Source organism: Brevibacillus sp. NPDC003359 (genome assembly GCF_042878995.1).
Classification (GTDB): Bacteria; Bacillota; Bacilli; order Brevibacillales; family Brevibacillaceae; genus Brevibacillus.
The window spans coordinates 162,014-188,925 of the sequence record NZ_JBIAOR010000005.1; the positions used below are offsets into that span (position 1 = coordinate 162,014).

23 protein-coding genes and 1 pseudogene are annotated in these 26,912 nt (G+C 49.1%); 1 reads left to right on the forward strand and 23 read right to left on the reverse strand.

Going from position 1 to position 26,912, the window contains the following annotated elements:
* Positions 1-233: 233 nt before the first annotated feature.
* From ACFYU8_RS16485 to ACFYU8_RS16545, 12 genes and pseudogenes are all read right to left on the reverse strand, one after another.
* Positions 234-731 (reverse strand): sporulation protein, encoded by a 498-nt coding sequence (locus ACFYU8_RS16485; protein WP_390300817.1) that lies wholly within the window; start codon positions 729-731, stop codon positions 234-236.
* Between the two features lie 85 nt (positions 732-816).
* Positions 817-1,392 carry a thymidine kinase gene (locus tag ACFYU8_RS16490; RefSeq protein ID WP_390300819.1) on the reverse strand — a complete coding sequence of 192 codons (576 nt, stop codon included), beginning with the start codon at positions 1,390-1,392 and terminating at the stop codon, positions 817-819.
* Between the two features lie 28 nt (positions 1,393-1,420).
* Positions 1,421-2,230: pseudogene (locus tag ACFYU8_RS31495) on the reverse strand (cryptochrome/photolyase family protein); the annotation flags it as partial.
* A 107-nt stretch (positions 2,231-2,337) separates the two neighbouring features.
* A complete protein-coding gene (gene rpmE, locus ACFYU8_RS16505; RefSeq protein ID WP_144618749.1) occupies positions 2,338-2,535 on the reverse strand; it encodes a 50S ribosomal protein L31 in 198 nt (65 codons plus the stop codon).
* Positions 2,536-2,640: 105 nt separating this feature from the next.
* Positions 2,641-3,906: a radical SAM family protein gene (locus ACFYU8_RS16510; protein WP_390300825.1), complete on the reverse strand. Its 1,266-nt coding sequence runs from the start codon at positions 3,904-3,906 to the stop codon at positions 2,641-2,643.
* A gap of 70 nt (positions 3,907-3,976) precedes the next feature.
* Positions 3,977-4,879, reverse strand: a complete 903-nt coding sequence (locus ACFYU8_RS16515; RefSeq protein ID WP_390300827.1) for a peptidoglycan DD-metalloendopeptidase family protein — start codon at positions 4,877-4,879, stop codon at positions 3,977-3,979.
* Between the two features lie 75 nt (positions 4,880-4,954).
* On the reverse strand, positions 4,955-6,235 hold the full coding sequence (gene rho, locus ACFYU8_RS16520) for a transcription termination factor Rho (RefSeq protein ID WP_390300829.1): 1,281 nt from the start codon (positions 6,233-6,235) through the stop codon (positions 4,955-4,957).
* Positions 6,236-6,302: 67 nt separating this feature from the next.
* Positions 6,303-7,265 (reverse strand): class II fructose-bisphosphatase, encoded by a 963-nt coding sequence (gene glpX, locus ACFYU8_RS16525; RefSeq protein WP_390300831.1) that lies wholly within the window; start codon positions 7,263-7,265, stop codon positions 6,303-6,305.
* A 28-nt stretch (positions 7,266-7,293) separates the two neighbouring features.
* Positions 7,294-8,577: a UDP-N-acetylglucosamine 1-carboxyvinyltransferase gene (locus ACFYU8_RS16530; RefSeq protein WP_390300833.1), complete on the reverse strand. Its 1,284-nt coding sequence runs from the start codon at positions 8,575-8,577 to the stop codon at positions 7,294-7,296.
* A 79-nt stretch (positions 8,578-8,656) separates the two neighbouring features.
* Positions 8,657-9,301: a fructose-6-phosphate aldolase gene (fsa, locus tag ACFYU8_RS16535; RefSeq protein ID WP_007725535.1), complete on the reverse strand. Its 645-nt coding sequence runs from the start codon at positions 9,299-9,301 to the stop codon at positions 8,657-8,659.
* Positions 9,302-9,315: 14 nt separating this feature from the next.
* Entirely contained in the window at positions 9,316-10,170 is an 855-nt protein-coding gene (gene fba, locus ACFYU8_RS16540) for a class II fructose-1,6-bisphosphate aldolase (protein ID WP_327951251.1), read from the reverse strand.
* A gap of 103 nt (positions 10,171-10,273) precedes the next feature.
* Positions 10,274-10,648 (reverse strand): response regulator, encoded by a 375-nt coding sequence (locus ACFYU8_RS16545; RefSeq protein WP_007725537.1) that lies wholly within the window; start codon positions 10,646-10,648, stop codon positions 10,274-10,276.
* A gap of 171 nt (positions 10,649-10,819) precedes the next feature.
* Between ACFYU8_RS16545 and ACFYU8_RS16550 the strand changes: the two genes are divergently transcribed.
* Positions 10,820-11,614: a lipid II flippase Amj family protein gene (locus ACFYU8_RS16550; RefSeq protein ID WP_390300836.1), complete on the forward strand. Its 795-nt coding sequence runs from the start codon at positions 10,820-10,822 to the stop codon at positions 11,612-11,614.
* Positions 11,615-11,686: 72 nt separating this feature from the next.
* Here ACFYU8_RS16550 and ACFYU8_RS16555 read toward each other — a convergent pair whose 3' ends face one another.
* The 11 genes from ACFYU8_RS16555 to ACFYU8_RS16605 form a co-directional block, all read right to left on the reverse strand.
* Positions 11,687-13,282, reverse strand: coding sequence for a CTP synthase (locus ACFYU8_RS16555; protein ID WP_390300838.1), 1,596 nt, complete (start codon positions 13,280-13,282; stop codon positions 11,687-11,689).
* A gap of 206 nt (positions 13,283-13,488) precedes the next feature.
* Positions 13,489-14,049, reverse strand: coding sequence for a DNA-directed RNA polymerase subunit delta (rpoE, locus tag ACFYU8_RS16560; RefSeq protein WP_390300840.1), 561 nt, complete (start codon positions 14,047-14,049; stop codon positions 13,489-13,491).
* Positions 14,050-14,306: 257 nt separating this feature from the next.
* Entirely contained in the window at positions 14,307-17,558 is a 3,252-nt protein-coding gene (gene icmF / locus ACFYU8_RS16565) for a fused isobutyryl-CoA mutase/GTPase IcmF (RefSeq protein WP_390300842.1), read from the reverse strand.
* Positions 17,559-17,678: 120 nt separating this feature from the next.
* Complete coding sequence (locus ACFYU8_RS16570; RefSeq protein WP_106839687.1) at positions 17,679-18,311, reverse strand: TetR/AcrR family transcriptional regulator; 633 nt, start codon at positions 18,309-18,311, stop codon at positions 17,679-17,681.
* 172 nt (positions 18,312-18,483) lie between these two features.
* Positions 18,484-19,626 (reverse strand): acyl-CoA dehydrogenase, encoded by a 1,143-nt coding sequence (locus ACFYU8_RS16575; RefSeq protein ID WP_390300845.1) that lies wholly within the window; start codon positions 19,624-19,626, stop codon positions 18,484-18,486.
* 36 nt (positions 19,627-19,662) lie between these two features.
* Positions 19,663-20,805 carry an acyl-CoA dehydrogenase gene (locus ACFYU8_RS16580; protein WP_390300847.1) on the reverse strand — a complete coding sequence of 381 codons (1,143 nt, stop codon included), beginning with the start codon at positions 20,803-20,805 and terminating at the stop codon, positions 19,663-19,665.
* Between the two features lie 31 nt (positions 20,806-20,836).
* Positions 20,837-21,688 (reverse strand): 3-hydroxybutyryl-CoA dehydrogenase, encoded by an 852-nt coding sequence (locus tag ACFYU8_RS16585; protein WP_390300849.1) that lies wholly within the window; start codon positions 21,686-21,688, stop codon positions 20,837-20,839.
* Positions 21,689-21,703: 15 nt separating this feature from the next.
* Positions 21,704-22,882 (reverse strand): acetyl-CoA C-acetyltransferase, encoded by a 1,179-nt coding sequence (locus ACFYU8_RS16590; protein ID WP_390300851.1) that lies wholly within the window; start codon positions 22,880-22,882, stop codon positions 21,704-21,706.
* A gap of 161 nt (positions 22,883-23,043) precedes the next feature.
* Positions 23,044-24,159, reverse strand: a complete 1,116-nt coding sequence (locus ACFYU8_RS16595) for a hypothetical protein (RefSeq protein ID WP_390300853.1) — start codon at positions 24,157-24,159, stop codon at positions 23,044-23,046.
* Entirely contained in the window at positions 24,156-24,695 is a 540-nt protein-coding gene (locus ACFYU8_RS16600) for a sigma-70 family RNA polymerase sigma factor (protein ID WP_390300855.1), read from the reverse strand. Before ACFYU8_RS16600 ends, ACFYU8_RS16595 begins: the two co-directional genes overlap by 4 nt.
* Positions 24,696-24,809: 114 nt before the next feature.
* Positions 24,810-26,885 carry a heterodisulfide reductase-related iron-sulfur binding cluster gene (locus tag ACFYU8_RS16605; protein WP_390300857.1) on the reverse strand — a complete coding sequence of 692 codons (2,076 nt, stop codon included), beginning with the start codon at positions 26,883-26,885 and terminating at the stop codon, positions 24,810-24,812.
* Between the last annotated feature and the right edge of the window lie 27 nt (positions 26,886-26,912).

Consider the following 26,912-nt stretch of genomic DNA (forward strand, 5'->3'; position numbering starts at 1 on the left):
GTATTTCACCCCATCGCAAAGAATAATAGCCTTTTGGCGCAGGCGAAGCCTTGGTAGCATTTATGTCGATATGAATTGCGATAAATTATGTTCTACCAAAAAAACGGTTATAACAGATAAATTATAGGAGGAATGTCGCAAGAAGTCAAAGTACAATATTACTGGAAATGTTTTACGTGATGCCAAACAGGCCCGGCAATGCCGAGCCTTGCTACATACGTCCTGCTCACCTGTCAGCGATGGTAACCATCATGTGAGGTTAAATGAAAATCGTAGTTTGGAATTCTTTCTCGAAGAAGCGAAATCACCTGCTGCTCGATGGTACGCGCTTGATTCGCAGTGATGTTATGCACAAGGTCAAGAGTAACATATGCATTGCCATCACTGAGTGTGATGCGAGCATTTTCCACACCTTTCACCGACATAGCGAGCCTCTCCATATTGGTCACTTCGACGGGCGTATTGCGCACATTCGATTGACCGGTAACCATATTCGGATTCTGATTGCGCCCCATCAACGAATCACGATCCATAGCAATAGGTGCGCGTCCTTGCAATGTGTCGCCACTTTGATCCCCTTTTATCGTAGCACGGTGCTGCGTGTTTCTCATATCTGTACCATAGCTTTGTTGCTTCGTTGTGTTTCCACCGCAGCCGACGGTGAGGGCAGAAGTCAGTGTCACCAAGCCCAGTATGACCAACGAGCTTCGCCAAATAGGCTGTGTCCGCATGAAAAAGCCACCTCCTGTTTTGCTTAGTCTGCGCATCGCCTCTTGGGCTCATGCACGGAACAAACAGGGGTGGCTTATGCTTTCTTTATTCTGCTGCTGGAGGCGTATAGTAATGCTTGCGACAGACGCTGCTGTATGTATCATTTCCAGCAATTTCAATCGTCTCCCCGGAGTAGACGGGTTGTCCATTTTTGAACTTGAGAATATGCGTCGCCTTTTTATTGCAGTAGACGCAAACGGTTTTAATCTCTTCTACCTTGTCAGCCTCACACAACAGGGCGGCGCTGCCAGGGAAGAGCTCATTCTTGAAGTTTTTCAACAAGCCATAGACGATTACAGGGATGCCCAGCTTGTCTACAATCCTGACGAGCTGATCCACATGGTGGCGGCTGATGAACTGAGCCTCGTCAACCAATACGCAATGCGGCTTGACTGACTCTGCCTCTACGATTTGATACAGATCGGTCTCTTCGATAATCGGAATTGCTTCCCGGCTAATCCCAACTCGTGAAGCAACTTTTCCCACGCCATAGCGATCATCCACTGCTGGAGTAAACACTACTACTTTTTTCCCCGATTGCTCGTAGTTGTGGGCAACTGTCAATAATTGAATGGATTTGGAAGCGTTCATCGCTCCATACCGAAAATATAGTTGTGCCACGTCTCTATCTCCCTTTGCCTAAAAGTCGTTACTCAGTCTTTGCATGGCGGTCTTTTGCCTCCTGAAACAAGGCCATGGCCAGCTTTCTTCTTTAGTGCATGATCCACACAAGGAATCGGGTAGTCGAAGCCAATCTTGCAGCCTGCTTGCTCTTGGATAGGCTCCGGCATGTCCCACGGTTTATGAATATATTGTAGAGGTACTTCACGCAATACGGGAAGATATTTTTTGACGAATGCACCGTCTGGATCAAACTTTTCTCCTTGTGTGACAGGATTAAAAATTCGAAAGTACGGTTGCGCATCGGTACCAGTCGAAGCGCTCCACTGCCAGCCTCCGATGTTTGCCGCTTCATCGAAATCGATCAAGTGCTGTGCGAAATACGCCATGCCCCAACGCCAATCCACAAGCAAATCCTTTGTCAAAAACGAAGCGGTAATCATCCGCAGCCGATTGTGCATCCATCCCGTCTCATTCAACTGCTTCATCGCGGCATCGACAATCTCTCTTCCAGTGCGCTATGATACACCGTCCGGATAGACAGGGTACCTGCGTTAAGGGCAAAAGACAGCCGAGAGGTCGCATTCATCCCAGGCATGTCGCGTTTTTCTTTATAAGAATAAATGTCTCCATCTAAAAATTGCTGCAATCGTTTACGTGCCGCTTGCTCCCCGAACGGCTCTATTTCCCACTCGGTACCGATCGGTCGTTTTCGTCCAAACGCTTCCACAGTAGGAACTGGCTCACTCGCCAACTCCTTCAATCGATCAAATAGATTCCATTTTGTCGGCCGAGGGAATGGCACGTCTTTCGGTAGTGTCTGCCAAACGCGGCGATAACCAGACTATGGCAGTCATCGTTTAGTCCTCCCGAAAAATATCAGTGCCAGAAAAAGACAAAACCAGGCAGATTGCTCTACCTGGTTGTTCCCATACATTCTGATTATTACAGATTGTATTTGCGTTTGAAACGGTCTACACGGCCGCCTGCATCAACGAATTTTTGTTTTCCTGTGAAGAAAGGATGGCAGTTGGAGCAAACCTCCACTTTCAGCACTTGTTTCACGGAACCGGATTCAAATTCGTTACCACATGCGCAGCTAACGGTTACTACGTTGTACTTAGGATGAATGTTTTGTTTCATCTTATCTACACCTCTTTCCGCCCTGAATCGTTTGCCGAAACAGAGTTATATCAACACATATCAGATAGTAGCATGCCCACTGCCGAAATGCAACAGGTTGGCTGATTACGCCATGTTTTTCCTACGTTGGAGCTGATCTGGAGGAATATGTGTAAACGAACCGATCACCACATCTGGCAGCTCCTGCTGATAAATTTCGATGGCTTGCTTCATGCCGAATACTTCGCCTTGTGCCTTTGGAATCATCGCCAGATAACTCTCTGGATCGATATTCAGATTCCGCAGCTGAATCAGCTTAATATCTGTTCTACGGATGAACTCGATCATCGCTTCCATTTCCTCTTCGCGGTCAAACACGCCAGGGAAGCACAAGTAGTTAATGGAAGTATAAACACCCTTGGATGCAGCGTACTCGGCAGAACGCGCTACATTTTCCAACGTGTAGTTGCGCGGACGGTAGTAGGCATTATAGTGTTCGTCAATCGCACTGATGATACTCACGCGCATCAGATCAAGTCCAGCATCGACTATGCCTTTGATATGATCCGTCAAACCTGCATTCGTATTGATGTTGATAAAGCCCATATCTGTCGTTTCCCGTACACGACGCATCGCTGGAACGATAATGGAAGCCATCGTAGAAGGCTCACCCTCACAGCCCTGTCCGAAGCTGATGATGCTCTCCGGTGTCTTCAGGTGGTGCAGCATGACTTCCACCAGCTCGTCCTCTGTTGGCTTGAAGTTCATCCGCGTCTGTGGAGAAGGGAACCCACTATCATCTGGTTGCTCGGAAATACAGCCGTAGCAACCGGCATTACAGGTATAGGAAACAGGCAAGCTGCCTTCCCAGCGGTTGAAAAAGTTATTGGAGGCCGTCAAGCATTCGTACTCCAACGCACAGTTGGACAAGTGGTTCAAAATGCGGTTTTGCGGAAACGTCTCCAACGTCTTTGCCACTCGCTGGCGCAGTTCATCCATCGGGAAGTTCAACGGATCCCATTTGTAGATATCGTCACTCGCCCGACCCGTTACCCAGAAACGGTTATCCTTCCAAACGACTGCGGAGTAGCCGAACAACGGCAGCTTGCTTTCCTTGTTCGTTTTCACGTAGCCTGGCAGCAAGAGCCTTGTAATTCCTTGTGGAACCAGTGCGCCAACTGCCGTACAGCCATCTAACTTGACCATTTCACCTGTGTCGGGGTCCATCCCGATCGGCTCAGTGTCCGGCAAACTGACCAGCGTCGATCCTTCCGGGAGCGGGATCAGTTCTTCTTCCAGAATTTCTGTCAATATATCTCCGTTACGAGCCACTGCAAAAAGACCAGGGTGGTCGTATACATTGCCTTTTTCATCTGCGTAAACTAAATACATGGGAAAATCGCCTCACTTCTTTGCTTTGCCCATTGTATCGCATTGAAAAAGCAATGTAAATTGTATAGGGTTACCTGCCAAGATAGGGAAGCGGATTGATCGCCACATCATCCTGTCGCACTTCAAAATGCAAATGGTAGCCCGTAGAGTTACCTGTCTGTCCCATGTATCCGAGCATCTCACCAGCTTCAACGGTTTGACCTGGAGACACTAACAGCATACGCATATGGGCATAAAAGGTTTGCAAGCCATCTCCGTGATCGATCACGACCATCCGACCGTACCCAGAGCGATTGGCACCTGCCTCCACTACGATGCCTGCCCTCGCTGCCAAAATCGGGGTCTTCGATTCCTGTTCATTCCACAAATCCACGCCCTTGTGTGTTTTCCCCCAACGTGCACCAAAGCCACTTGTAATCGTAGCCTCTCTGACAGGCCAATCGAATCCTCCGCGAATCCTCGCGATGACTTGCCGACTAGCTGCTTGCACGGTACCTCGCTTCTGCTGCGGATCGTTACCTAACATCGGATTACCTTTTGCGATAGGGACATACACGACCTGTCCTACATACAGGTTGTCCGACAGCCATTTTAGCAGCGGATTTCGTTCGATTAACGATTCCCGACTCACACCGTACCGCCTTGCTATGTAATCCAGCGTTTCTCCGCGTTTCACCATATGTCCGACTTCATCACGTTTGATAATTAGTTTCATGCCTACGCTTAACAGATGGGGATTCGTAATGCTATTGGCCTCTACCAGTTTTTTTAAAGTAAGACCGTAGCGCTGGGCAATACCAGATAGCGTATCCCCTTGGCGAACAGCGTACACGACTGAATTTGCTTTTGTTGCTGGTGCAGGTGAAGCCAGACTGGCATACGGATTAAACGCTTGAAATAGCGCCTGCTCCACGACTGCTTTTTTGGCTTCCATCTGTGACTCCACCGGAGCGCTAACTTGCACGTACTCCACGAAGCATCTCCTCCTTCTTTTCCAGCTCCCTTCCTAACGGTATGCCAACGTCACAAAAAAAATGACGGTGAGTCATCATGAACTCACCGTCGTGTTAGCTGCTTTCCCTCTGCCGTGTTGCTTGGACTCCAGGGTTTGCAAAAATTCTTCGTTTGTTTTTGTATCAGCAAGCTTTTTAATAAAGGAGTCTACAAACTCATTTGTTTCATTCATGTTCTTCCGGATCATCCACAGCTTATCCAGCTCTTCTTTCGTGAGGAGAAGCTCTTCGCGGCGCGTACCCGAACGACGGATATCGATCGCCGGGAAAATTCTGCGCTCCGCCAGCTTGCGATCCAAATGAAGCTCCATGTTTCCGGTTCCTTTGAACTCCTCATAGATCACATCGTCCATACGGGAGCCGGTCTCTACCAAAGCAGTCGCCAAAATGGTCAAGCTGCCGCCTTCTTCAATGTTCCGCGCTGAGCCAAAAAAGCGCTTCGGACGATGGAAGGCTGCCGGATCAATACCACCGGACAACGTTCGACCACTTGGAGGAATAACCAGGTTGTAGGCACGAGCCAGACGTGTAATGGAATCCAGCAGGATCACTACGTCTTTTTTGTGCTCAACCAGTCGCTTTGCGCGCTCCAAAACAAGCTCAGCAACTTTGATGTGATTCTCAGGCAACTCGTCAAAAGTCGAGGCAACTACCTCTCCTTTGACAGATCGCTGCATATCCGTTACCTCTTCCGGACGCTCATCAATGAGCAGGACAAACAAGTGGATATCCGGACGGCTTTCGGTAATGCTGTTGGCGATCTCTTTGATTAGCATGGTTTTCCCCGCTTTTGGCGGAGCCACAATCAATCCACGCTGACCAAGTCCAACAGGAGAGAGAAGATCCATCAGGCGAGTGGACACACGTGCAGGGGCTGTCTCCAGTACTAGCTTGGTTTGAGGATACAACGGTGTCAATGCGGGGAAATGAAGACGCTCTGCTGCTATCTCAGGGTCTTCTCCGTTCACTGCCTCTACTTGAAGGAGTCCAAAATAACGTTCATTCTCCTTCGGTGGTCTTGCTTTTCCTGATACCACATCCCCCATCCGCAGATCAAAACGGCGAATCTGCGACTGGGAGATGTAGATATCTTCCGAGCTAGGGAGATAGTTAATGGGACGGAGGAAACCGTATCCCTCCGGCAATATTTCGAGAACGCCCTCCATAAACATGAGACCATCCCGCTCCGCCCGTGCTCGAAGAATCGCAAAAATCAATTCCTTCTTCTTCAGCTGGGAATAATACGGAATATGGTATTCCTTGGCCAGCTTATAGAGGTCGGTCAGCTTCTTTTCTTCTAGTTCAGAAAGTAACATACATCCACCACTCTTTATTTACTCTTGAAAAATCCTAGCTCAACATATAAATGCGAAAATTGTTTTCTTACAAACCGTTCTTCGGATTGCGTTCTAAGCGGTGGTTCCCTTCAATGAAACGTACCGTTCCGGTTTTTGCACGCATGACAACGGAATTGGTCGTCGCACGAGTTCCTTGAAAGCGTACCCCTTTGAGCAACTCGCCATCCGTCACACCTGTCGCTGCAAAAATGGCGTCATCACCTTTCACCAAATCATCCATGAACAGTACTTGATGAGGGTTCGTCAATCCCATTTTGACACAGCGTTTAATCTCTTCTTCATTTTGCGGCAAGAGCTTACCCTGAATTTCTCCCCCGAGGCATTTCAAGGCAACAGCTGCCAGAACACCTTCAGGAGCTCCACCAGAACCGAACAAAATGTCTACACCAGTATCCGGGAAAGCGGTATTGATCGCAGCGGCAACGTCTCCGTCTGAGATGAGGCGAATGCGAGCACCTGCCTCACGAATTTCATGAATGACCTTCGAGTGACGATCACGGTCAAGCACAATGGCGACCAAATCACTGATATCTTTCCCCTGTGCTTGCGCTACCGCTTTCAGGTTATCGCGAACCGGTGCGTTGATATCAACCTTGCCCACGGCTTTTGGCCCTACTGCCATTTTCTCCATATACATGTCAGGAGCATGCAACAAATTTCCCTGGTCTGCAATGGCAATGACCGAAATCGCTCCCCACGTACCTTTTGCGAGGATATTAGTTCCCTCCAAAGGGTCAACAGCCACATCGACTGCTGGAGCTACTCCTTGGCCCAGACGCTCACCGATATACAGCATTGGCGCTTCGTCCATTTCGCCCTCGCCAATTACTACGACGCCATCCATCGGCACTTTCATAAATTCATTGCGCATTGCGGTCGTTGCCGCATCGTCAGCCTCATCTTTTTTTCCGAGACCCATCCAACTGGCAGAAGCCAAAGCAGCCGCTTCAGTCACACGTACCAGTTCAAGTGTTAAACTGCGTTCCATTCTGGAAGACTCCTCTCCTGGTGATTGGTTAACGCTGGTGGTTTTCTAAGCTCTGCAAGCCCATCCGAGTAATGTCGGCTCCCAATGCTTGCAGCTTGCCCACCAAGTTTTCGTAGCCACGATCTATATGTTCGAGCCCTTCTAATTCTGTGGTGCCATTCGTTGCCAAGCCGGCAATGAACAAAGCTGCTCCCGCACGCAAATCCGAAGCTACCACCTTGGCACCATTCAGTTTGCTTCCGCCTTCAATGACAGCGGATCTTCCTTCAATCTTCAAGGAAGCTCCCATACGACGCAGTTCATCTACATGTCGAAAACGCGAGCTGTAAATATTGTCGGTCACGATGCTTGAGCCTCTGGCAAGAGTCAGCAAGGTCGTGATCGGCTGCTGTAAATCCGTTGGAAAACCCGGATACGGACTTGTTTTCACATCGATTGATCGATAAGAATCATGTCCGATGACTTGTATACTGTCATCCTGTTCTACCACATGCGCACCGATTTCGCGCAACTTGGCAGTAACAGACTCCAAATGCTTCGGAATGACATTCTCCACCATCACATTGCCGTTCGTAGCCGCTGCCGCAATCATGTACGTCCCCGCTTCGATCCGATCGGGGATAATCGTATGACGGCATCCACGCAAGCTCTCTACGCCTTGAATGCGGATCATGTCCGTTCCGGCACCTTTGATGTTCGCTCCCATATTGTTGAGCAAAGTCGCTACATCGACGATCTCAGGCTCACGAGCAGCGTTTTCAATAATCGTCACACCGTCCGCTTTGGCGGCAGCCAGCATGATGTTAATGGTCGCACCGACACTAACCAGATCGAGATAAATGCGCGCACCCTGCAAACGTCCATTTTGGGCACGAATAGTCATGACGCCGTTTTTGTTTTCCACCTCGGCGCCCATTGCTTCAAAGCCCTTGATATGCAAATCTACTGGACGCGGGCCCAAATCACAGCCACCTGGCAAGCCAACCTGCGCTTCACCGAACTTGGCGAGCAAGGCTCCCCACAAATAGTACGAGGCGCGAAGCTTTTTGATACGCCCATTTGGCATGAGCATCAGTTGCATCATGCGTCCGTCAATTTCCATCCAATCTTCTTCGAACAGCACGTCAGCTCCCATTTCCTGCAAGAGCTCGTGATAAATACCTACATCCTGAATACGGGGGAGATTCTCAATAACAACGGGCCCATCTGCCAGCAACGCGGCTGGGATGAGTGCGACTGCGCTGTTTTTTGCTCCGCTGATGGTCACCGTCCCCGCGAGCGGTTTTCCACCGTTGATGATCAGCTTATCCATGCTTTGCTCTCCTCAGGCTTAATCGGGAAAGAAGCACCTTCCCCAATGGAAAAGGTGCTTGGACTTTCAACTCGTGTCCTTATTTTTGCATGCTTGCCCAGTCAGCGAGGAATTTCTCCAAGCCACTGTCCGTCAGTGGATGGGCAATGAGTTGTTTGAAAACTTTCGCTGGAATGGTAGCGAAGTGAGAACCACGGCGAGCTGCCTCCGTTACGTGAACTGGGTGGCGCACAGATGCCGCAATGATCTCGGTATCGATACCGTGAACGGAAAAGATTTCTGCAATATCTTCGATCAATTGCATGCCGTCTTGACCAATATCATCCAAGCGTCCCAAGAACGGAGACACGAAGCTCGCGCCTGCGCGCGCAGCCAAAAGTGCCTGGTTCGCAGAGAACACCAGTGTTACATTTGTTCTGATTTTGCGCTTAGCAAAATACTTGGTTGCCTTCAAACCTTCTGCAGTCATCGGCAGCTTGATAACGATATTTTTGGAGAGAGCAGCGAGCTTCTCTCCCTCTTCGATCATGCCTTTTGCATCTGTGCTGATGACTTCGGCACTGATCGGACCGTCAACAATATCAAGAATTTCTTTCAGCGTTTCTACAAAATCACGCCCCTCTTTCGCTACCAAGGACGGATTTGTTGTTACTCCCGCTACAACTCCCCATTCGTGAATCTCGCGGATTTCTTCAACGTTTGCTGTATCGATCAAAAAACGCATGATTAGCCTCCCAGTTACGCGCGGTTGCTGCTTCCGAACAAGCGCATTTTTCCTTTAACAACTTCCTTGATCGCATCGCGAGCAGGGCTTAGGTATTTGCGTGGGTCGATCTCATTCGGCTTGGCAGCCAATACTTTGCGAACCGTTTCCGTGCATGCGACTTGGCTTTCTGTATTTACATTGATTTTTCCTACGCCCAAGCGAATCGATTCGATAATCGCATCGTCTGGTACGCCGGAACCACCATGAAGAACGATTGGCGCTCCAATGTTGCTCGCTACTTTTTCGATGATGTCGTAGCGGATTTTTGGTACACCTTTGTACATACCGTGTGCTGTACCTACAGCAATCGCTACGTAGTCTACTTTTGTTTCTTCCCAGAAGCGGATTGCTTCCTCAGGATTTGCCAGGGTAGCATCTTCCTCGTCAACAGACAGGTCGTCTTCTACCCCACCGATGGTACCGAGTTCACCCTCTACCGATACGCCAACAGCGTGAGCAGCCTCTACAACCTGTTTGGTCAGGCGAAGGTTATCTTCAAACGAATGGTGGGAACCATCGAACATAACAGAAGAGAACCCAGCGCGAATGCACTTCATTACCATGTCGAAATTGCTACCATGGTCAAGATGCAAAGCAACAGGAACTCCTGCGCGTTCAGCAGCCACTTTTGCAATCGCTACTGTATAATCGATCCCCATGTATTTCAGTGCTCCCTCAGAAACACCAAAGATCACAGGAGATTTTTCTTCCATCGCGGCTTCAGTAATCGCTTGAGTAAACTCCAAATTGTTCAGGTTAAATTGTCCGACGGCGTATTTATGCTTTTTGACGTCTTCGGTAAAAGCGGTCATAGGTACCAGTGGCATTTTGTAAATCCTCCTCTAGCAGACTTCAGTCATGTGGCTTATTATACCACAGACAAGCATTTGTTAACAGGGACGCTAGTACCCTGACCTTAGCAGTCAGTTCCTAGCAAGCTAATTGCTGATGCACTGCCATTCGTAGTTCATCAATATCAAACGGCTTCGTAAAATGAGTCAAAGCTCCCAGTTGCGTTGCTTCTTTGATCATGTCCAGCTCTCCGTAAGCTGTCATCATGATGACTTTGATTTCCTGATTGATCTTCTTGATGTGTTTCAAGATCTCAATACCATCCATCCCAGGGATCTTCATGTCGAGGATAACCAAATCCGGCGATTCTTTTTCCACGATTTCCAATGCCATTTTCCCGTTTGCTGCCTGAAAGGTCTTGTACCCTTCTTTTCCCAGCACCTCATACAGTAAAATGCGAATCCCATACTGGTCATCCACAACCAGTACCTTTTTATCTTGTTTGTCGAACATTCTGATTCCCCCCTGACGAATGCGTTTTCTTAATTACTATGGGTTCGCCTAAAATCAGGAAACTCCTTCACCTTTTTTACTGAACGTCCGCTTAAAATTTCCCATAGGCCTCATTTCGAGTATAATGGGAAAAACCAATTTCCCCTACACACAAGGAGCCAGATACTCAATATGGATGCTCTGTGGCTGATTTGCTTGTTAACATTTATTATCCATACGACAGAGACACTTACCTACGGAATCCGTTTTGCAGGGGTACAAACGGGCAGGATTGCTGTAGCAATGTCTCTGGTCGGAATCGTATTGCTCCTATCCCGTACTTCCAACCTGATTCAAGGACCATTTACTGGGGGATTGATGGATCAAGCCGCTATCGAACACTTTGATCCCAGCACGCAATTGCATGTGATCATTGCCGCGTCTTCACTCGGAACCTTAGCGGCTATCGTACTGTTTCCCACTTTTGTCCAAATCTCGAAGCGGTTGATTTCGCACTTGGAAATAGCGGGCTCGATTCCGCAAATGATTCGCACGGCGGTAACCGTCGAAAGCATCCGACGTGTCCGCTATCATGTCCGGATTCCTAGCTGGCAAGCCATCTCTCGGTTTCGAATCAAAGGAGTTCCCAAACGATTACTGCTATTAAATGCATTTGGGACAGCTATTTACACAAGCAGCGTACTGTCCGTATTGTACGCGACATTACTAGCCCCGGATTACAAAGCAACCGTGTTGATGTCTTCAGGGTTAATCAACGGTTTTGCCACGATTTTCATGACGATTCTGGTAGACCCGCAAATTGCCCTTTTGACAGAAAAAGCAATACAAGGGAAAACCACGCAGGGATCGATTCGTGACATGTACCTGTGGCTGATGATCTCACGTTTTATTGGAACGATTTTGGCTCAATTCCTGCTCATTCCCGCCGCCTACTGGGTAGCCTGGCTCTCGCCCTTGTTTCACTGATCTGCTTTTAAAAGCACAAGACGCACCAGCGACTCTACATCGCGGGTGCGTCTTTCTATTTATCGACCTATGTTATTTGTTCAGGGAAGCTTTCACGAAGTCACGGAACAGTGGCTGTGGACGGTTCGGACGGGATGTGAACTCTGGATGGAACTGTGTCGCTACATACCATGGATGTTCTGGAACTTCCACGATTTCAACCAGACGACCATCTGGAGTTGTACCCGCAAAACGCAAGCCCATTTGCGCCAATTGATCACGGTATTCGTTATTCACTTCATAACGATGACGATGACGCTCATAAACCAGGGTACTTCCGTATGCAGCCTCAGTCAGCGTGCCCTCTTCCACTTTGGTTGGACCGAGACCAAGACGCATTGTACCGCCCTTGTCCTCGATATCTTTTTGCTCTGGCAAGAGGTCAATAACCGGATACGCTGTATTCGGGTTGATCTCGGAGCTGTTTGCGCCGTCCATACCCGCTACGTGGCGAGCGAACTCGATCACAGCGATTTGCATACCCAGGCAAATTCCGAGGAATGGCACTTTATTTTCACGAGCATAGCGCGTAGCGATGATTTTACCTTCGATACCACGATCGCCAAAGCCGCCTGGTACGAGGATACCCTTTACATCACCGAGCAGTTCGCCAACATTTTCTGGCGTAACTTCTTCTGCGTGCACCCATTTGATTTCTACTTTGGAGTCGTTCGCATAGCCACCATGGTACAGCGCTTCTGCTACAGACAAGTACGCATCATGCAATTCTACATATTTACCAACGATTGCAATGGTAGTCGTTTTGGACAAGTTTTTGATTTTCGATACGAGCGAATTCCACTCGGTCATATCCGCTTCCTGGCAAGTCAGACCCAAGTGACGGCATACATAATCGTCCAAGCCTTGTGCTTGCAATTGCGGTGGTACATCGTAAAGACTATCAGCGTCTACACATTCCACTACCGCATTTTTATCGATATCACAGAACAGAGCCAACTTGTCTTTCATTTCTTGCGTCATCGGTTGCTCCGTACGTGTCACGATCACATTTGGTTGAATACCCAAGCTGCGCAGTTCTTTCACGCTGTGTTGCGTAGGCTTGGTTTTCATTTCACCTGCTGCCTTGATATATGGTACCAGGGTTACGTGAATGTACATGACGTTTTCACGACCGATGTCACTTTTGATCTGGCGAATGGATTCAAGGAATGGCAAGCTCTCGATATCCCCAACAGTTCCACCAATCTCGGTAATCACTACATCTGCACCGGTTTCGCGACCTGCACGGAAAATGCGATCTTTGATTTCGTTCGTGATGTGAGGAATAACTTGAACGGTTCCTCCCAAATAGTCGCCACGGCGTTCTTTGGCGATGACTGTAGAGTAAATTCTACCCGTCGTCATATTGGAGTTCGCGCTCAGGTTGATATCGATAAAGCGCTCATAGTGGCCCAAGTCCAGGTCTGTTTCCGCACCATCGTCCGTTACGAAAACTTCACCGTGCTGATACGGACTCATCGTACCCGGGTCAACGTTGATGTATGGGTCACACTTCTGGATGGTTACTTTCAGACCCCTATTTTTCAAGAGTCGGCCCAGAGAAGCCGCTGTAATTCCTTTTCCCAACGAGGATACAACCCCGCCTGTCACAAAAATATACTTCGTCATCGTTAACGTCCCCTCTTTCCCTCACCCTTAAGTTGTTATAAAAATCGAATGAAGACGGCTCCAAAAAAAAAGAAAAACAAAAGCGAGTCCTATCCCGTAAAGAAATGGGGTAGGGGCACTTTTGTTTTATAGTTTCCCATATTTGATCCTTCTTCATGTGAAGCCCAAGGAGTATTTTATCTGTCCCTCAGGCGGAAGTCAAGAACCTATTTCTCGTCTTCTTCGTCGAGCTCTTCGTCCGATTCTTCTTCCGCCTGCTCTTCGTCCTCTTCGAACATCTCATCATCTTCGTCTTCGAGTTCTTCCTCTTCGATTTCTCCATCGATTTCTTCTTCTTCGATTTCAGAATCTTCGTCGACGAATTCCTCTTCGTCCTCAAAGATGACAACATCGTCGTCTTCGTATTCTTCGACACCTTCGTCTTCGGAATCGTAATCGTCGAAGTCGTCTTCCGTGACGATTTTCTTCTTCTTCGTTCCGCCACCCTCTTGGGTTTCTTCCACGGTGTCGGTTGGGTACCAGCGTTTCAATCCCCATACATTGTCACCGAGGCACACGAAACGGCCATCAATGTTAATTTCTGTGTATACTTGCGCGATGATTGCCATGAGTTGTTCATTTGTCAGCTTGCGCACTGCAACCAGTTCATTCATCAGCTCGCGGAAGTTGTAAGTGCGGTTAGTTTCACGCAAAATTTCATACGCAATGTCAACTAACGCCATCTCACTCAGTTTCTCGGAATCAATATGAGCAAACAATTGACTCACTCAGGGCACGTCCTTTCCATATAAAAACGATTGATTTGAATACTGACCCGGTGCCCTGTTCGGGGGACGCAGGCTTGTATAAGTCATTCATAAATGATATCGATTTCTTCGATTGTACATCGTACAACATAAGAAGGCTATCATACAGTATTCCTTATTTTAGACGAAAATGCAAGGCTTTCAAACAGGGGCTGACTAATTCTTGTCGACACCAAAACCAAAGACATCCCTCGGCAATCGCTACCGAGGGATTTGTCTTACATATTTCTGCGGTATTGGCCGCCTACTTCATACAGGGCAGCACTGATTTGTCCAAGCGATGCTACATTGACCGTCTCCATCAGTTCGGCAAAGATGTTCTCTCCCGCCATAGCCACTTCCTGAAGACGTCGCAGAGCAGCCGCAGACACATCCTTGTGGCACTCCTGGAATGCTCGCAGGTTCACGATTTGCTGTTCTTTTTCCTCTTCGGTTGCCCGAGCCAATTCAATCTCGTAATCGTCCTCGGACGCATTCGGATTAACAAAGGTGTTCACTCCAATAATTGGCAGCTCACCCGTATGCTTTTTCATTTCGTAATACATGGACTCATCTTGAATTTTGCCGCGCTGGTATTGAGTCTCCATCGCCCCCAGCACGCCTCCGCGAGAACTGATGCGCTCGAACTCTTGCATGACTGCCTCTTCCACCAGATCAGTCAGCTCATCGATGATGAATGCACCTTGAAGCGGGTTCTCATTTTTTGCGAGTCCCATTTCCTTGTTGATGATCATCTGAATCGCCATGGCACGTCGCACAGAGTTCTCTGTCGGGGTCGTAATCGCTTCATCGAACGCATTCGTATGAAGAGAATTACAGTTGTCATAAATCGCAATCAAGGCCTGCAAGGTCGTTCTGATATCGTTAAAATCCATCTCCTGCGCGTGCAAGGAACGGCCGGATGTCTGGATGTGGTACTTCAGCTTTTGACTGCGGTCATTAGCACCATAACGGTTTTTCATCACAGTTGCCCAAATCCGGCGAGCCACTCGTCCAATCACGTTGTATTCCGGATCAAGACCATTGGAGAAGAAGAAGGACAAGTTGGGCGCAAAGTCATCGATGTTCATTCCGCGGCTCAAATAGTACTCGACATAGGTAAATCCGTTAGACAGCGTAAACGCAAGCTGGGTAATCGGATTCGCCCCCGCCTCCGCAATATGATAGCCGGAAATCGACACGGAGTAGTAGTTCCGCACCTTCTGGTCGATAAAATACTGCTGGATATCCCCCATCATTCGCAAGGCAAATTCTGTCGAGAAGATACACGTGTTTTGCCCCTGATCCTCTTTCAAAATATCTGCCTGAACGGTTCCGCGAACAGTCGACAGCGTGTACGCTCTGATTTGCTTCGCTTCGTCCTCGGTAGGCTGACGCCCTTCTTTTTGGACAAAAGCATTCAGTTGCTGCTCGATTGCCGTATTCATGAACATGGCCAAAATCATGGGCGCAGGACCGTTGATCGTCATGGACACCGAAGTGCTGGGTGCGCAAAGGTCAAAGCCGGCGTACAGCTTTTTCATGTCATCCAGGGTGCAAATGCTGACTCCACTCGTACCGATTTTTCCGTAAATATCAGGGCGGTAGTCAGGGTCCTCACCATACAGCGTAACCGAGTCAAAAGCCGTACTGAGTCGCTTCGCATCATCATTTTGAGACAGGAAGTGAAAGCGCCTGTTCGTCCGCTCTGGAGTACCTTCACCTGCAAATTGCCGCTTGGGATCTTCTCCCTCGCGTTTAAACGGAAAAACTCCTGCCGTATATGGGAATTCACCGGGGACATTTTCTTTTAACGACCACTTTAAAATTTCGCCCCAATCCTCGTAATCAGGGACGGCGACTTTTGAAATGCGTGTACCCGACAACGATTCGCTGAATAGCTTGGTAACCAATTCTTTGTCGCGAATTTTCGTAACGAATTGATCCTTCCGATACGCTTCCTTGAGCTTCGGCCAATTTTCGAGGATACGTCGGCACTCCGGATGCAGCTTTTCTTCAAAGAGAACGATTTGTTTATTGAGCACCACCGCCAGCTCGGCAGCAGCAGAATCTCCCGAGGCAAGCACCGTCTCCTTTGCCCCTTGCAACTGAAACACCTTACGTGCAATCGCCGACTGCTCTTCTGCATAGACCCGGTATTGGCGGACAGTGTTGGCAATGTCTTGCAAATAATTGATTCTCTCTGTCGGAATCAACGAAGTTTTATGAATATGAACAGGAGTCGTATCCAAATGCTCTACAGACCAGTCAACGCCAGTCTTTTCTGCAATTCGATGCATCAGGGCAGCAAACAACACATTCGTTCCCGGATCGTTAAACTGGCTCGCAATCGTACCATATACAGGAACCTTCTCATCCGGCAGCTCAAAAAGCTGATGATTGCGTCGATATTGCTTGCGAACCTCGCGAAGAGCGTCTTCCGAGCCTTTGCGCTCAAATTTGTTGATCGCAATTACATCAGCAAAGTCGAGCATATCAATCTTTTCCAGCTGGGATGGTGCCCCGAACTCACTGGTCATGACGTACATGGAGACGTCACACACTTCAGTGACCTGCGCATCCCCCTGACCGATCCCGCTCGTTTCCACAATAATCAGATCAAAGTGGGCAGAACGCGTTACTTGAATCGCGTCTTTTAATGCAGCAGACAACTCCATGCCCGATTTGCGGGTGGCGAGACTGCGCATGTAAACCCGCGGCGTCGAATTGGCATTCATGCGGATACGGTCACCTAGTAACGCTCCGCCTGACTTTTGCTTGGACGGATCGACAGACAAGATCGCGACCGTCTTCTCAGGATAAGTGCGAATAAATCGACGAACAAGCTCATCAGTCAATGAGCTTTTTCCTGCTCCACCCGTACCCGTAATCCCTAATACCGGAATGGTTGAATCGGCTTCCACTAAACTTGTGCGGAGAGGTTCTGTCCATTCGGGCTGATTTACTGCATACTCTGCAACGGAAATAAGCCGGGCAATCGCCTGATGGTTTTGCTCGTGCAAGCCTGCTACTTCCTCCTCCAACTGCTTGACGGTCGGGAAATCGCTATGTCTGATCATGTCATTGATCATGCCCTGCAAGCCCAATCGTCTGCCGTCATCTGGCGAGTATATTTTACAGACTCCGTACTCTTCCAATTCCCGAATCTCGCGTGGAACGATAACGCCGCCACCGCCGCCAAAAACACGGATATGCTCTGCTCCCCGCTCGCGTAATAAATCAATTACGTATTTGAAATACTCCACATGACCGCCTTGGTAGGAACTGATGGCAATCCCTTGCACATCCTCCTGGACAGCGGCTGTTACAATATCGTCAACAGAGCGGTTGTGTCCGAGATGGATCACTTCTACTCCCGACGATTGTAAAATACGGCGCATGATATTAATCGAGGCATCGTGACCGTCATACAGACTGGCTGCGGTCACAAAGCGAACCTTGTTTTGCGGACGATACACTTCCGTTTCCATCGTTCCACTCTCCTTTTCATAAGCTTAAAAAGGAGGAAAAACAGGGCCAAGCAAATCAAAGCGCAGTAGACGCGAGGTATGCTTGGCACCCTATATTTCCAGGCTTTTTAAACTCTCTTCTTAATCGGAGACACTGATTTCGCGAAGCAGAAGCGCGATCTGCTTCTCTGTGTACTCCTCAATGGTATAGTGCTTTTTCAATGCCCAGCGGCGGAAGACCCACATTTCGCCCAGCACCATGATATTGTCCGCCATCAGCTTGACGTTCTTTTCGTCTATGCGCAGCGAACCGTCAGCAATCCCTTTTTCCAGGATTTCGACGAAAATGTGTGAAATGGCTTCTTCACGCCCCAACACGTAGCGGAGTGTTTCTTTTGGCAATGACTTGGCTTCCTGATAAATAAGCAAAACGCGGTCGCTCATCTGATCCATCACGCGGATCAGGCTCTTTAGTGCTACTTTTAATGTTTTCAAGCCAGTTCCGTTGAAGTTGATCGCTTCACGCAAACGCGTCTCCATCTCCGCATGAATGGCATCACAAACAAGATAGAGCACGTCTTCTTTTGACTCGATATACTCGTACAGCGTACCAATACTAAATCCAGACGCCCTGGCAATCTCCCTCGTCGTCGTTTTATGAAAACCTTTATTAATGAAGAGATGAACCGCAGCCTCAATGATCTGCTCTCGTCTTCTCTCGATCAGTTTTGGGTCCTTTACCAGGGACGGTATCGCTTTTCTCTTATCAGACATTCCAAAATCCACCTTTCCAACCGACTGAGCGTTTGGTCAGACACCTCATAGAAAAGAAGGCGCAAACACTCTACTTTTGTATCATTCGCAGATCATTATACGCGAGTAAGAGCACAAAGCCAAACTTTTCTTTTCTACGCTTTCAATCGTGTTGGATGACTGGACCCGCTTCCTACTCTTTTAGCAGAAAGCTGCTGATCACGACACGTTGGATTTCATTTGTTCCTTCATATATCTGTGTAATTTTGGCATCACGCATGAAGCGCTCCACAGGATACTCACGCGTATAACCGTAACCCCCAAAAACTTGAACGGCCTCGGTAGTCACTTCCATCGCGGTATCCCCGGCGAAAACCTTGGACATGGCCGATGCTTTACCATAAGGAAGACCTTGATCCTCCAACCACGCTGCTTGGTAAGTGAGCAAACGGGATGCCTCGATCTTGGTTGCCATGTCTGCCAGCTTGAACTGAATTGCCTGCAAGGATGCGATTGGTTTGCCGAACTGATTGCGTTCTTTGGCATAGTTCCGCGCATGCTCGTATGCACCTTGTGCTATTCCCAATGCTTGAGCAGCGATACCGTTTCTTCCACCGTCCAACGTCATCATCGCGATCTTGAAGCCTTGGCCTTCTTCACCCAGTCTATTTTCTACCGGCACACGCACATCTTCCAAATTGACCGCAAGTGTTGGCGAGGAACGGATACCCAGCTTTTTCTCCTTTTTCCCCATCGTGAAGCCATCCATGCCTTTTTCTACGATGAATGCCGTGATGCCTTTATGCTTCAACTCAGGTTGGGTGACCGCGAATACGATGTAGATTTCTGCTTCACCCGCATTGGTAATGAAAATTTTGGTGCCATTAATAATGTAGTGATCACCATCGCGTACGGCTGTCGTGCGCATCCCAGCAGAATCGGAGCCAGATCCCGCCTCGGTCAAACAGTACGCGCCCATCTTCTTGCCTTCTGCTAATGGACGCAAAAACTTTTGCTTTTGCTCCTCTGTCCCGAATTTGTAAATCGGCCAGCTCGCCAAGGAAACATGTGCGGACAGTGTCACACCGATAGAGGCATCCACACGGGAGAGTTCTTCCACTGCAATGACGTAGCTCAGGTAATCTGCACCTGCCCCGCCGTATTGTTCCGACCAAGGAATTCCTGTCAGTCCAAGCTCAGCCATTTGCTCAAAAATGGAACGATCAAAGCACTCTTCTTCGTCGCGCTCGGCTGCTGTCGGAGCAACTTGATTCTCTGCAAAGTCGCGAATCATTTTGCGCATCATTTCATGTTCTTCCGTCAGTTGGAAATTCATATGGATCACTCCCCCATGTCTTTTTCATCTGTCTATTTAATCAGCAAGCAAATGCTTGGCGATAACGATTCGTTGAATTTCGTTGGTTCCCTCATAGATTTGCGTTACTTTCGCATCCCGGAATAGACGCTCTACCGGATATTCTCTGGTGTAGCCATAGCCCCCAAAGATTTGCACGGCTTCAGTGGCAAGCTCCATCGCGGAGTCTGTGGCAAAACGCTTTGCCATCGAGGCTTCCATTCCACAAGCGACTCCTTGACTGCGCAGCCATGCCGCTCGGTATACCAGCAAACGGGCTACTTCTGCTTTCGTCGCCATGTCAGCCAGCTTGAAGGCGATGGCTTGTTGCTTGGCAATCGATTGCCCGAACTGCTTGCGTTCCCGCGCGTACTCTGTCGCGTACTGGACTGCAGCCTCGGCAATACCAAGTGCCTGTGCAGCAATACCGATTCGACCGGAATCCAGATTCGCCATCGCGATACAGAAGCCTTCCCCTTCCTGCCCCAGCAGGTTGGCAGCCGGTACACGCGCATTGTCGAATACGAGCTCTGTCGTATAGGAACCGTGAAGTCCCATCTTCTTTTCTTTTTTCCCAACCGTGAAGCCCGGTGTATCCTTGTCTACGATAAAGGCCGATATTCCCTTGGTTCCCTTTGTAGAGTCGGTAACGGCAAACGCGATATACGTATCTGCCTCCCCACCGTTTGTGATGAACACCTTGTTTCCGTTCAGGATGTACTCATCGTCTTTTTTCACGGCTGTGGTTCGGATACTGCTCGCGTCAGAACCTGCATGCGGCTCGGTCAAGGCAAAAGCTCCGAGGTATTCCCCACTCGCAAGCTTGGTCACGTATTTGCGTTTTTGCTCCTCGGTACCGAAGTAGAGAATCGGGTTCGTCCCGACTGAGGTATGCACGGACAAAATGACGCCTACAGTCGCACTCACCTTGGAAATCTCGTGAATGGCCAAAATGTAGGAAATAAAATCCGCTCCTGCTCCTCCCCACTCCTCGGCGACCGGAATGCCCATGAGTCCCATCTCGCCCATCTTTTTGAGGATCTGGCGCGGGAACTGGTCCGTCTCTTCCATCACAGGGACGAAGGGTGCGATCTCTTTCTGGGCAAAGTCTCGCACCATGCGGCGCATCATCTCTTGCTCTTCGTTCAATCGGAAATCCATGTCCGTCCTACCTTTCTGCGAAAATCTTCGGTTAGCTATACACGTAGAAACCGCGACCGGATTTTTTGCCTAGCCATCCTGCTTTGACGTACTTGCGCAGCAATGGGCATGGGCGGTATTTCGAATCACCGAACCCTTCGTGCAGTACCTCCATAATGTAGAGGCAAGTGTCCAGCCCGATGAAATCAGCCAGCTGAAGTGGCCCCATCGGATGGTTCATACCCAGCTTCATGACTTCATCGATCGCTTCCGGTGTTGCAACTCCTTCGTACACACAATAAATCGCTTCATTCAGCATTGGCATCAGTACCCGATTGGACACAAACCCAGGGAAATCGTTTACGCTCACGGGTACCTTGCTCATTTGCTTGGACAAATCTTCTGTCAGTTGATAAACCTCATCGGATGTTTGCAGGCCGCGGATGATCTCGACCAGCTTCATCACCGGAACGGGATTCATAAAATGCATCCCGATTACTTGTTCCGGCCGCTTCGTAACTGCGGCAATCTCTGTAATTGGCAGGGAGGATGTATTGCTCGCGAGCACCGTATGCGGCGGACATACCTCGTCCAGCTTGGAAAAGATTTGCGTTTTGACCGCCATGTTTTCCGTCACCGCTTCTACCACAAAATCTGCATCAGACGCATCTGCCAGATCAGTAGACAATGTCAAACGACCGAGAATCGCTTCCTTTTCCGCTTCGCTGAGCTTGCCTTTTTCCACGTTGCGCGACAAGTTTTTCGTAATCGTAGCAAGACCGCGTTCCACAAACGCCTGCTGAACGTCGTTCAAATAAACGCGAAAGCCAGCCTGCGCCGCTACTTGGGCAATCCCACTGCCCATTTGTCCTGCCCCGATAACCATAATCGTTTGTACGTTCATGCAAAAAGGCCTCCCTTACTCTACTTTAATCAAGATGGCGTCACCCTGTGCGGCACCACTGCAAATTGCCGCGATCCCCAAGCCGCCGCCTCGTCTTTTCAATTCATAGGCGAGGTGCATAATAATCCGAGCCCCACTCGCCCCAATCGGATGTCCAAACGCGATCGCTCCGCCGTTCACATTTACTTTCTCCGCGTCCCAGCCGACAATTTTGCCACTGGTCAAAATCACCGCAGCAAACGCTTCGTTCACCTCGAACAAATCGATGTCAGAAAGAGCTACTCCTGTCTTCTCCAGGAGCTTGTTAATGGCAAGCCCCGGAGTTGTCGCGATATAAGGTGCATCTGCGCCGACCTCGGCGTGACCAAGAATCGTCGCAAGCGGCTTGATACCCAGTTGCTGTGCTTTTGCATCCGACATCAACACCATCGCTGCCGCTCCGTCGTTGATTCCTGGAGCATTGCCTGCCGTGATCGTCCCGTCCTTTTTGTACACAGGAGGCAACTTCGCCAATCCTTCCTCGGTGGTATCTGGACGCGGTCCTTCATCCACGATTACTTGCAGCGGCTCCCCTTTTCTTTGCGGAATGGAAACCGATACTAGCTCTTCGGCAAAAAGTCCTTTTTCCATCGCTTGAGCAGCTCTCTGCTGACTGCGCAGTGCCCACGCATCCTGCTCTTCTCGCGTAATCCCGTTCTCTTCCGCCACATTGCTGCCATGCACAGCCATCGCTACTTGATGAAACGGGCAAGTGAGGCCGTCATACATCATGAGATCGCGAACCGTCGCATCTCCCATCCTCATCCCGTTACGTGCATCCGGCAGTGCGTACGGTGCGTTGCTCATGCTCTCCATGCCGCCAGCGACGATGATTTCTCCGTCTCCTGCGCGAATGATCTGGTCCCCCAACGTCACTGCACGCATCCCGGACGCACATACCTTGTTAATCGTCTCGCTCGCTACATTCCATGGCAAACCAGCCTTACGAGCTGCTTGGCGTGAGGGCACCTGACCCGCACCTGCCTGCAAGACCATGCCCATAATCACTTCGTCTACCTGTTCGCCAGAAATGCCCGCGCGCTCTACCGCTTCCTTGATTACGATGGAGCCGAGCTCTACTGCCGATAGCGCTTTCAAAGATCCGCCAAACTTACCAAACGGGGTACGCGCTGCCCCCACAATGACTGTTTTCATCGAATGACCTCCATTCGGATGATGTTTCACATCAACAATAACTAAATTGATCGAGCGTTCGTTCACTTTTCATACTTTTATTTTGCCGTCTTACGTACGAATAGTCAATCAATAATGAAAAAAAGAGCAGCCTGACTTTTGGGAGAGTCAGGCTGTTCTTGCTATTGTCGTGCCATCCAGCTTAGTTTCCAGATGCCTTGTTTGTTTTTCTGCATTTTATATCCAACCTTATCACTGTTGTCCTTGAAGGTCACCCATACAACCGCTTCCTTTTCAGACGTTTGCTCAAGCGTTATGTCACTTGCCAATTCTCGCATCTTTTTCAACTGCTTCCAGCTATTTCGTGCTCCAACCGGATCTTTCTTCATATCTTCCAAGTATTGTTCCGGTGTTGGCTTCTCTGATCCATCGTCCTCGATATGCAAAGCGTACTGCATTTCGAGTTGACCCTCTTGCTGTGCTTTCACATACAGCTTCAATACATCGATTGGAGATAAACCACGCAAAAGCTCATCTTTTTTCTCATACATGTAATTGTAATAACGATCCTGTTCCTCTGGCTTTAAATCAAATACGGACGTAGCTACTGGTGTTTGTGTGCCATCCTGGGGGACATCTACGACATCCTCATTAACGGTACCGTTACTGTTCATTTTGAAAAGATAGACGTCTTTGCCTTGGACATAGCTTACGGTATACCAATGAAGCTTTTTATCCTTCCATCCAACTAACAGCTCCAAGCCCACGTCTCTTTTTAACAGACCTTCTGTTTCGATCATCGCCCAATCTTTTCGTTTATACCCTTCTTTTGCGAAAATCGAATAGCCCCAATACTCATCTGCACCATCGTCCCCGCCGGCTCCGTAATCATCCATGGCTGTGTAAGTCATCGAAACTTTGTCTTTGATTTGATCTTGTGTCATCCCAACACGCAAGACACCGACGATTTCATCCACCGTTTCCATAATCGCCTGATCATCAGAGGCAGGGTGAGCCTTTGGATCGGGCTTTTGATTGGTACCTGGCTCGGCAGACGTTCCGTTCGGCGTATGTGTACTCGTAATTTCCTTTTGCAGTAGATAAGGGGTAAACCCAATGACAAGCACAACCGCAACAAGTGCTGCGCTTACAGGGTAGATGAAACGAAACCTTTTCTTGCCTTTCTTCTCGATATTCATGCGAATCCGCTCCTCCAAGCCAGTCGTATCGTCCATTTCGCGCAACAGTGTCCGGTCAGCCGCTTCCTTGAATTCCTCCAGCAATTTATCCAATTTCATTCGATCCCCTCCTTTTCCAGGAGCACTTTGAGCTTTTGACGTGCACGGTGCATTTTCGTATAAATCGCTCCTGCGGACGTGTCCATAATCACCGCAATCTCCTCGACGGACAACTCTTCGTAGTAGTGAAGAACAATCAACTGACGATAGCTATGCGGCAGCTTCATGACGAGATGGGCAAAACGGGCGCGAAGGTCATTTTGCAAAACGGTCGACTCTGCTCCCTCGACTACCTCTATGTCCACTTCTGGCTTGAAAAACAGATGACGAAACGACCACGAGCGCAGATGCTTTTTCGCTTCGTTTACGGCAATTCGGTACACCCATGTTTGCATCGAGCTTTGTTGGCGGAATTTCCCCAAGTTTTTGTAAGCTATCAGGAACACTTCCTGTGTGATATCTTCTGCCAGACTCCGGTCCTTGACTATCAAGTACACAAGTCGCAGCACCTTTTTCAAATAGTGTCGGATTAACTCATCAAATAATGCCTCTTTTGTTTTGGTTAAGCCTTTCTCTGCAAGCTCCAGCTTCCTCACTCCCTTCCCACTCCTTTAGATTCAGCTGGCTCCTCTATCTTACAGTTTTTTTGCAAAAAAATAATGCGCAAGCCTCGTCGCTTGATCAGCACGAGACTTGCGCATGGTATGAACCTAGATGGCGTCTGCGAGAATTTCCGCGACGTCGCGTGTTTTGACGTGATCTTCCTGCTCTTTGGTCTTGATTCCGTCGTTCATCATTGTCAGGCAGTACGGGCATGCACTGGCGATTTCCGTCGGCTTGACCTCCAGAGCTTGCTCTGTACGTGTGACGTTGACACGGGAGCCCTCATGCTCCTCCATCCACATCAAGCCGCCGCCCGCTCCGCAACACATACTGTCGCAGCCGCTGCGCTTCATTTCGACCACCTCTACGCCAGGAATGGCTTCGAGAATCACGCGTGGCTTGTCATAAATTTCGTTGTAGCGGCCCAAGTAACAAGAATCGTGGTAAGTGATGCGCTCTTTGACTTCCTTGGTTGGCTTCAATTTGCCTTCCTTCACCCACTCCGCCAACAGCTCGGAGTGGTGATACACCTCTGCATTCAATCCAAACTCTGGATACTCGTTCTTAAACGTATTGAACGCATGCGGGTCGCAGGTGACGATTTTTTTGACTTCATACGCTTCAAACAAAGCGATATTTTCTTGGGCGAGCTGCTGGAATAAGAACTCGTTACCAATGCGGCGAGCGGTATCGCCAGAGTTCTTTTCCTCGTTGCCCAAAATGGCGAACTTCACGCCCGCTTCGTGCATGAGCTTCACAAATGCCTGCGAAATTTTTTGGCTGCGCAAGTCAAACGATCCCATCGAGCCTACCCAGAACAAGTACTCAAACTCCTCGACCTGCTTGACCGTCGGCACCTCGTACTCGCCATTCAGACCTTCAATCCACTTCGTCCGGTCTTTACGGTTGATTCCCCACGGGTTGCCCTGACGTTCAATATTGTTCAACGCACGCTGCGCTTCAGCTGGCATGCTGCCTTCTGTCATAACCAAATAGCGGCGCATGTCGATGATTTTATCTACGTGCTCGTTCATTACCGGGCATTGATCTTCGCAGTTACGACAGGTCGTACAAGCCCACAGCTCCTGCTCGGTAATGACATCGCCGATCAAGCTTTTCTCATAGACCGCAGTTGCTCCTTCCGCCGTCGCCGCTACTTCAGATGCTTGGATCGCAATCTGGTTGGCAGTCGTCTGCGAAAAGGCGAAGTTCGGCATCCAAGGTGTACGTGATGTCACCGACGCACCTTTTTCGGTCAAATGGTCGCGCATTTTCGTAATCAGATCCATCGGGGAGAGCATTTTTCCCGTTCCCGAGGCTGGGCACATATTCGTACAGCGGCCACACTCTACACAAGCGTACAGGTCGATCAGCTGTGTTTGTGTAAAATCCTCAATCTTGCCGACACCGAATACTTCCTGCGTCTCGTCCTCGAAGTTGATGCTGGTCAGCTTGCCTGGTGGGTCCAGCTTCTTGAACCATACGTTAACGGGTGCAAACAGCAAGTGCGCGTGCTTGGACTGCGGCACATACACCGCGAAGCTGAGCAAGATGATCAGATGCAGCCACCAGAAAACGTAAAAGCCTACCGCTGCACCTGTTGTCCCTACCCCAATCGCGGAGAATACAATCGCGAAAACAGATGAGATCGGAGCAAAGCCGGACGGTTCGTGTCCGAGCCAAATTTGTTCAAAAGCGAGCGAGAGCAACACGGTCGCCATCAGAGAGGAGATCAGCAAGAGGACGAGTCCTGATTTGAAGCCGCGCTTCAGACGCTTGAGCTTTTCGATATAGCGACGGTAGAAAGCGTAGCCGACCGCTGCCAAAATGAGAAACGTGGTGATCTCCTGCATGACAGAGAAGTATTTGTGAGCGCTACCAAAAGGGAGCTCGTAGCCTTTCGAAAGCCCTTTGATAACAAGCTCGATGGCTCCGAATTGCAGAGTGATAAAGCCGTAAAACATGACGACGTGCATAACGCCGCTCTTTTTGTCCTTCAGCAGCTTCTTGTGGAAAATGACGTTGTCCAGCATCAGATTGATGCGTGCCCCAAAGTCATTTTTCACATCTGGCTTTTTCCCCAGCTTGATGAACAAGTATCTGCTGTATACGACATGCCCAGCTAAATACAGCCCGTAAGCGAGAACTAGGAAAAAGGCGATCAAATTAATGAGTGCCAGCATGATTTCTACTCCCCTCTAGTGCTAGTT

Excerpts from the sequence above, each read along its gene's own strand:
- ACFYU8_RS16485 (WP_390300817.1), bottom strand. The coding sequence starts at position 731 with ATGCGGACACAGCCTATTTGGCGAAGCTCGTTGGTCATACTGGGCTTG.
- rpmE (WP_144618749.1), bottom strand. The coding sequence starts at position 2,535 with ATGAAACAAAACATTCATCCTAAGTACAACGTAGTAACCGTTAGCTGC.
- ACFYU8_RS16510 (WP_390300825.1), bottom strand. The coding sequence starts at position 3,906 with ATGTATTTAGTTTACGCAGATGAAAAAGGCAATGTATACGACCACCCT.
- rho (WP_390300829.1), bottom strand. The coding sequence starts at position 6,235 with ATGTTACTTTCTGAACTAGAAGAAAAGAAGCTGACCGACCTCTATAAG.
- glpX (WP_390300831.1), bottom strand. The coding sequence starts at position 7,265 with ATGGAACGCAGTTTAACACTTGAACTGGTACGTGTGACTGAAGCGGCT.
- ACFYU8_RS16530 (WP_390300833.1), bottom strand. The coding sequence starts at position 8,577 with ATGGATAAGCTGATCATCAACGGTGGAAAACCGCTCGCGGGGACGGTG.
- fsa (WP_007725535.1), bottom strand. The coding sequence starts at position 9,301 with ATGCGTTTTTTGATCGATACAGCAAACGTTGAAGAAATCCGCGAGATT.
- fba (WP_327951251.1), bottom strand. The coding sequence starts at position 10,170 with ATGCCACTGGTACCTATGACCGCTTTTACCGAAGACGTCAAAAAGCAT.
- ACFYU8_RS16545 (WP_007725537.1), bottom strand. The coding sequence starts at position 10,648 with ATGTTCGACAAACAAGATAAAAAGGTACTGGTTGTGGATGACCAGTAT.
- ACFYU8_RS16550 (WP_390300836.1), top strand. The coding sequence starts at position 10,820 with ATGGATGCTCTGTGGCTGATTTGCTTGTTAACATTTATTATCCATACG.
- ACFYU8_RS16555 (WP_390300838.1), bottom strand. The coding sequence starts at position 13,282 with ATGACGAAGTATATTTTTGTGACAGGCGGGGTTGTATCCTCGTTGGGA.
- icmF (WP_390300842.1), bottom strand. The coding sequence starts at position 17,558 with ATGGAAACGGAAGTGTATCGTCCGCAAAACAAGGTTCGCTTTGTGACC.
- ACFYU8_RS16570 (WP_106839687.1), bottom strand. The coding sequence starts at position 18,311 with ATGTCTGATAAGAGAAAAGCGATACCGTCCCTGGTAAAGGACCCAAAA.
- ACFYU8_RS16575 (WP_390300845.1), bottom strand. The coding sequence starts at position 19,626 with ATGAATTTCCAACTGACGGAAGAACATGAAATGATGCGCAAAATGATT.
- ACFYU8_RS16580 (WP_390300847.1), bottom strand. The coding sequence starts at position 20,805 with ATGGATTTCCGATTGAACGAAGAGCAAGAGATGATGCGCCGCATGGTG.
- ACFYU8_RS16585 (WP_390300849.1), bottom strand. The coding sequence starts at position 21,688 with ATGAACGTACAAACGATTATGGTTATCGGGGCAGGACAAATGGGCAGT.
- ACFYU8_RS16590 (WP_390300851.1), bottom strand. The coding sequence starts at position 22,882 with ATGAAAACAGTCATTGTGGGGGCAGCGCGTACCCCGTTTGGTAAGTTT.
- ACFYU8_RS16595 (WP_390300853.1), bottom strand. The coding sequence starts at position 24,159 with ATGAAATTGGATAAATTGCTGGAGGAATTCAAGGAAGCGGCTGACCGG.
- ACFYU8_RS16605 (WP_390300857.1), bottom strand. The coding sequence starts at position 26,885 with ATGCTGGCACTCATTAATTTGATCGCCTTTTTCCTAGTTCTCGCTTAC.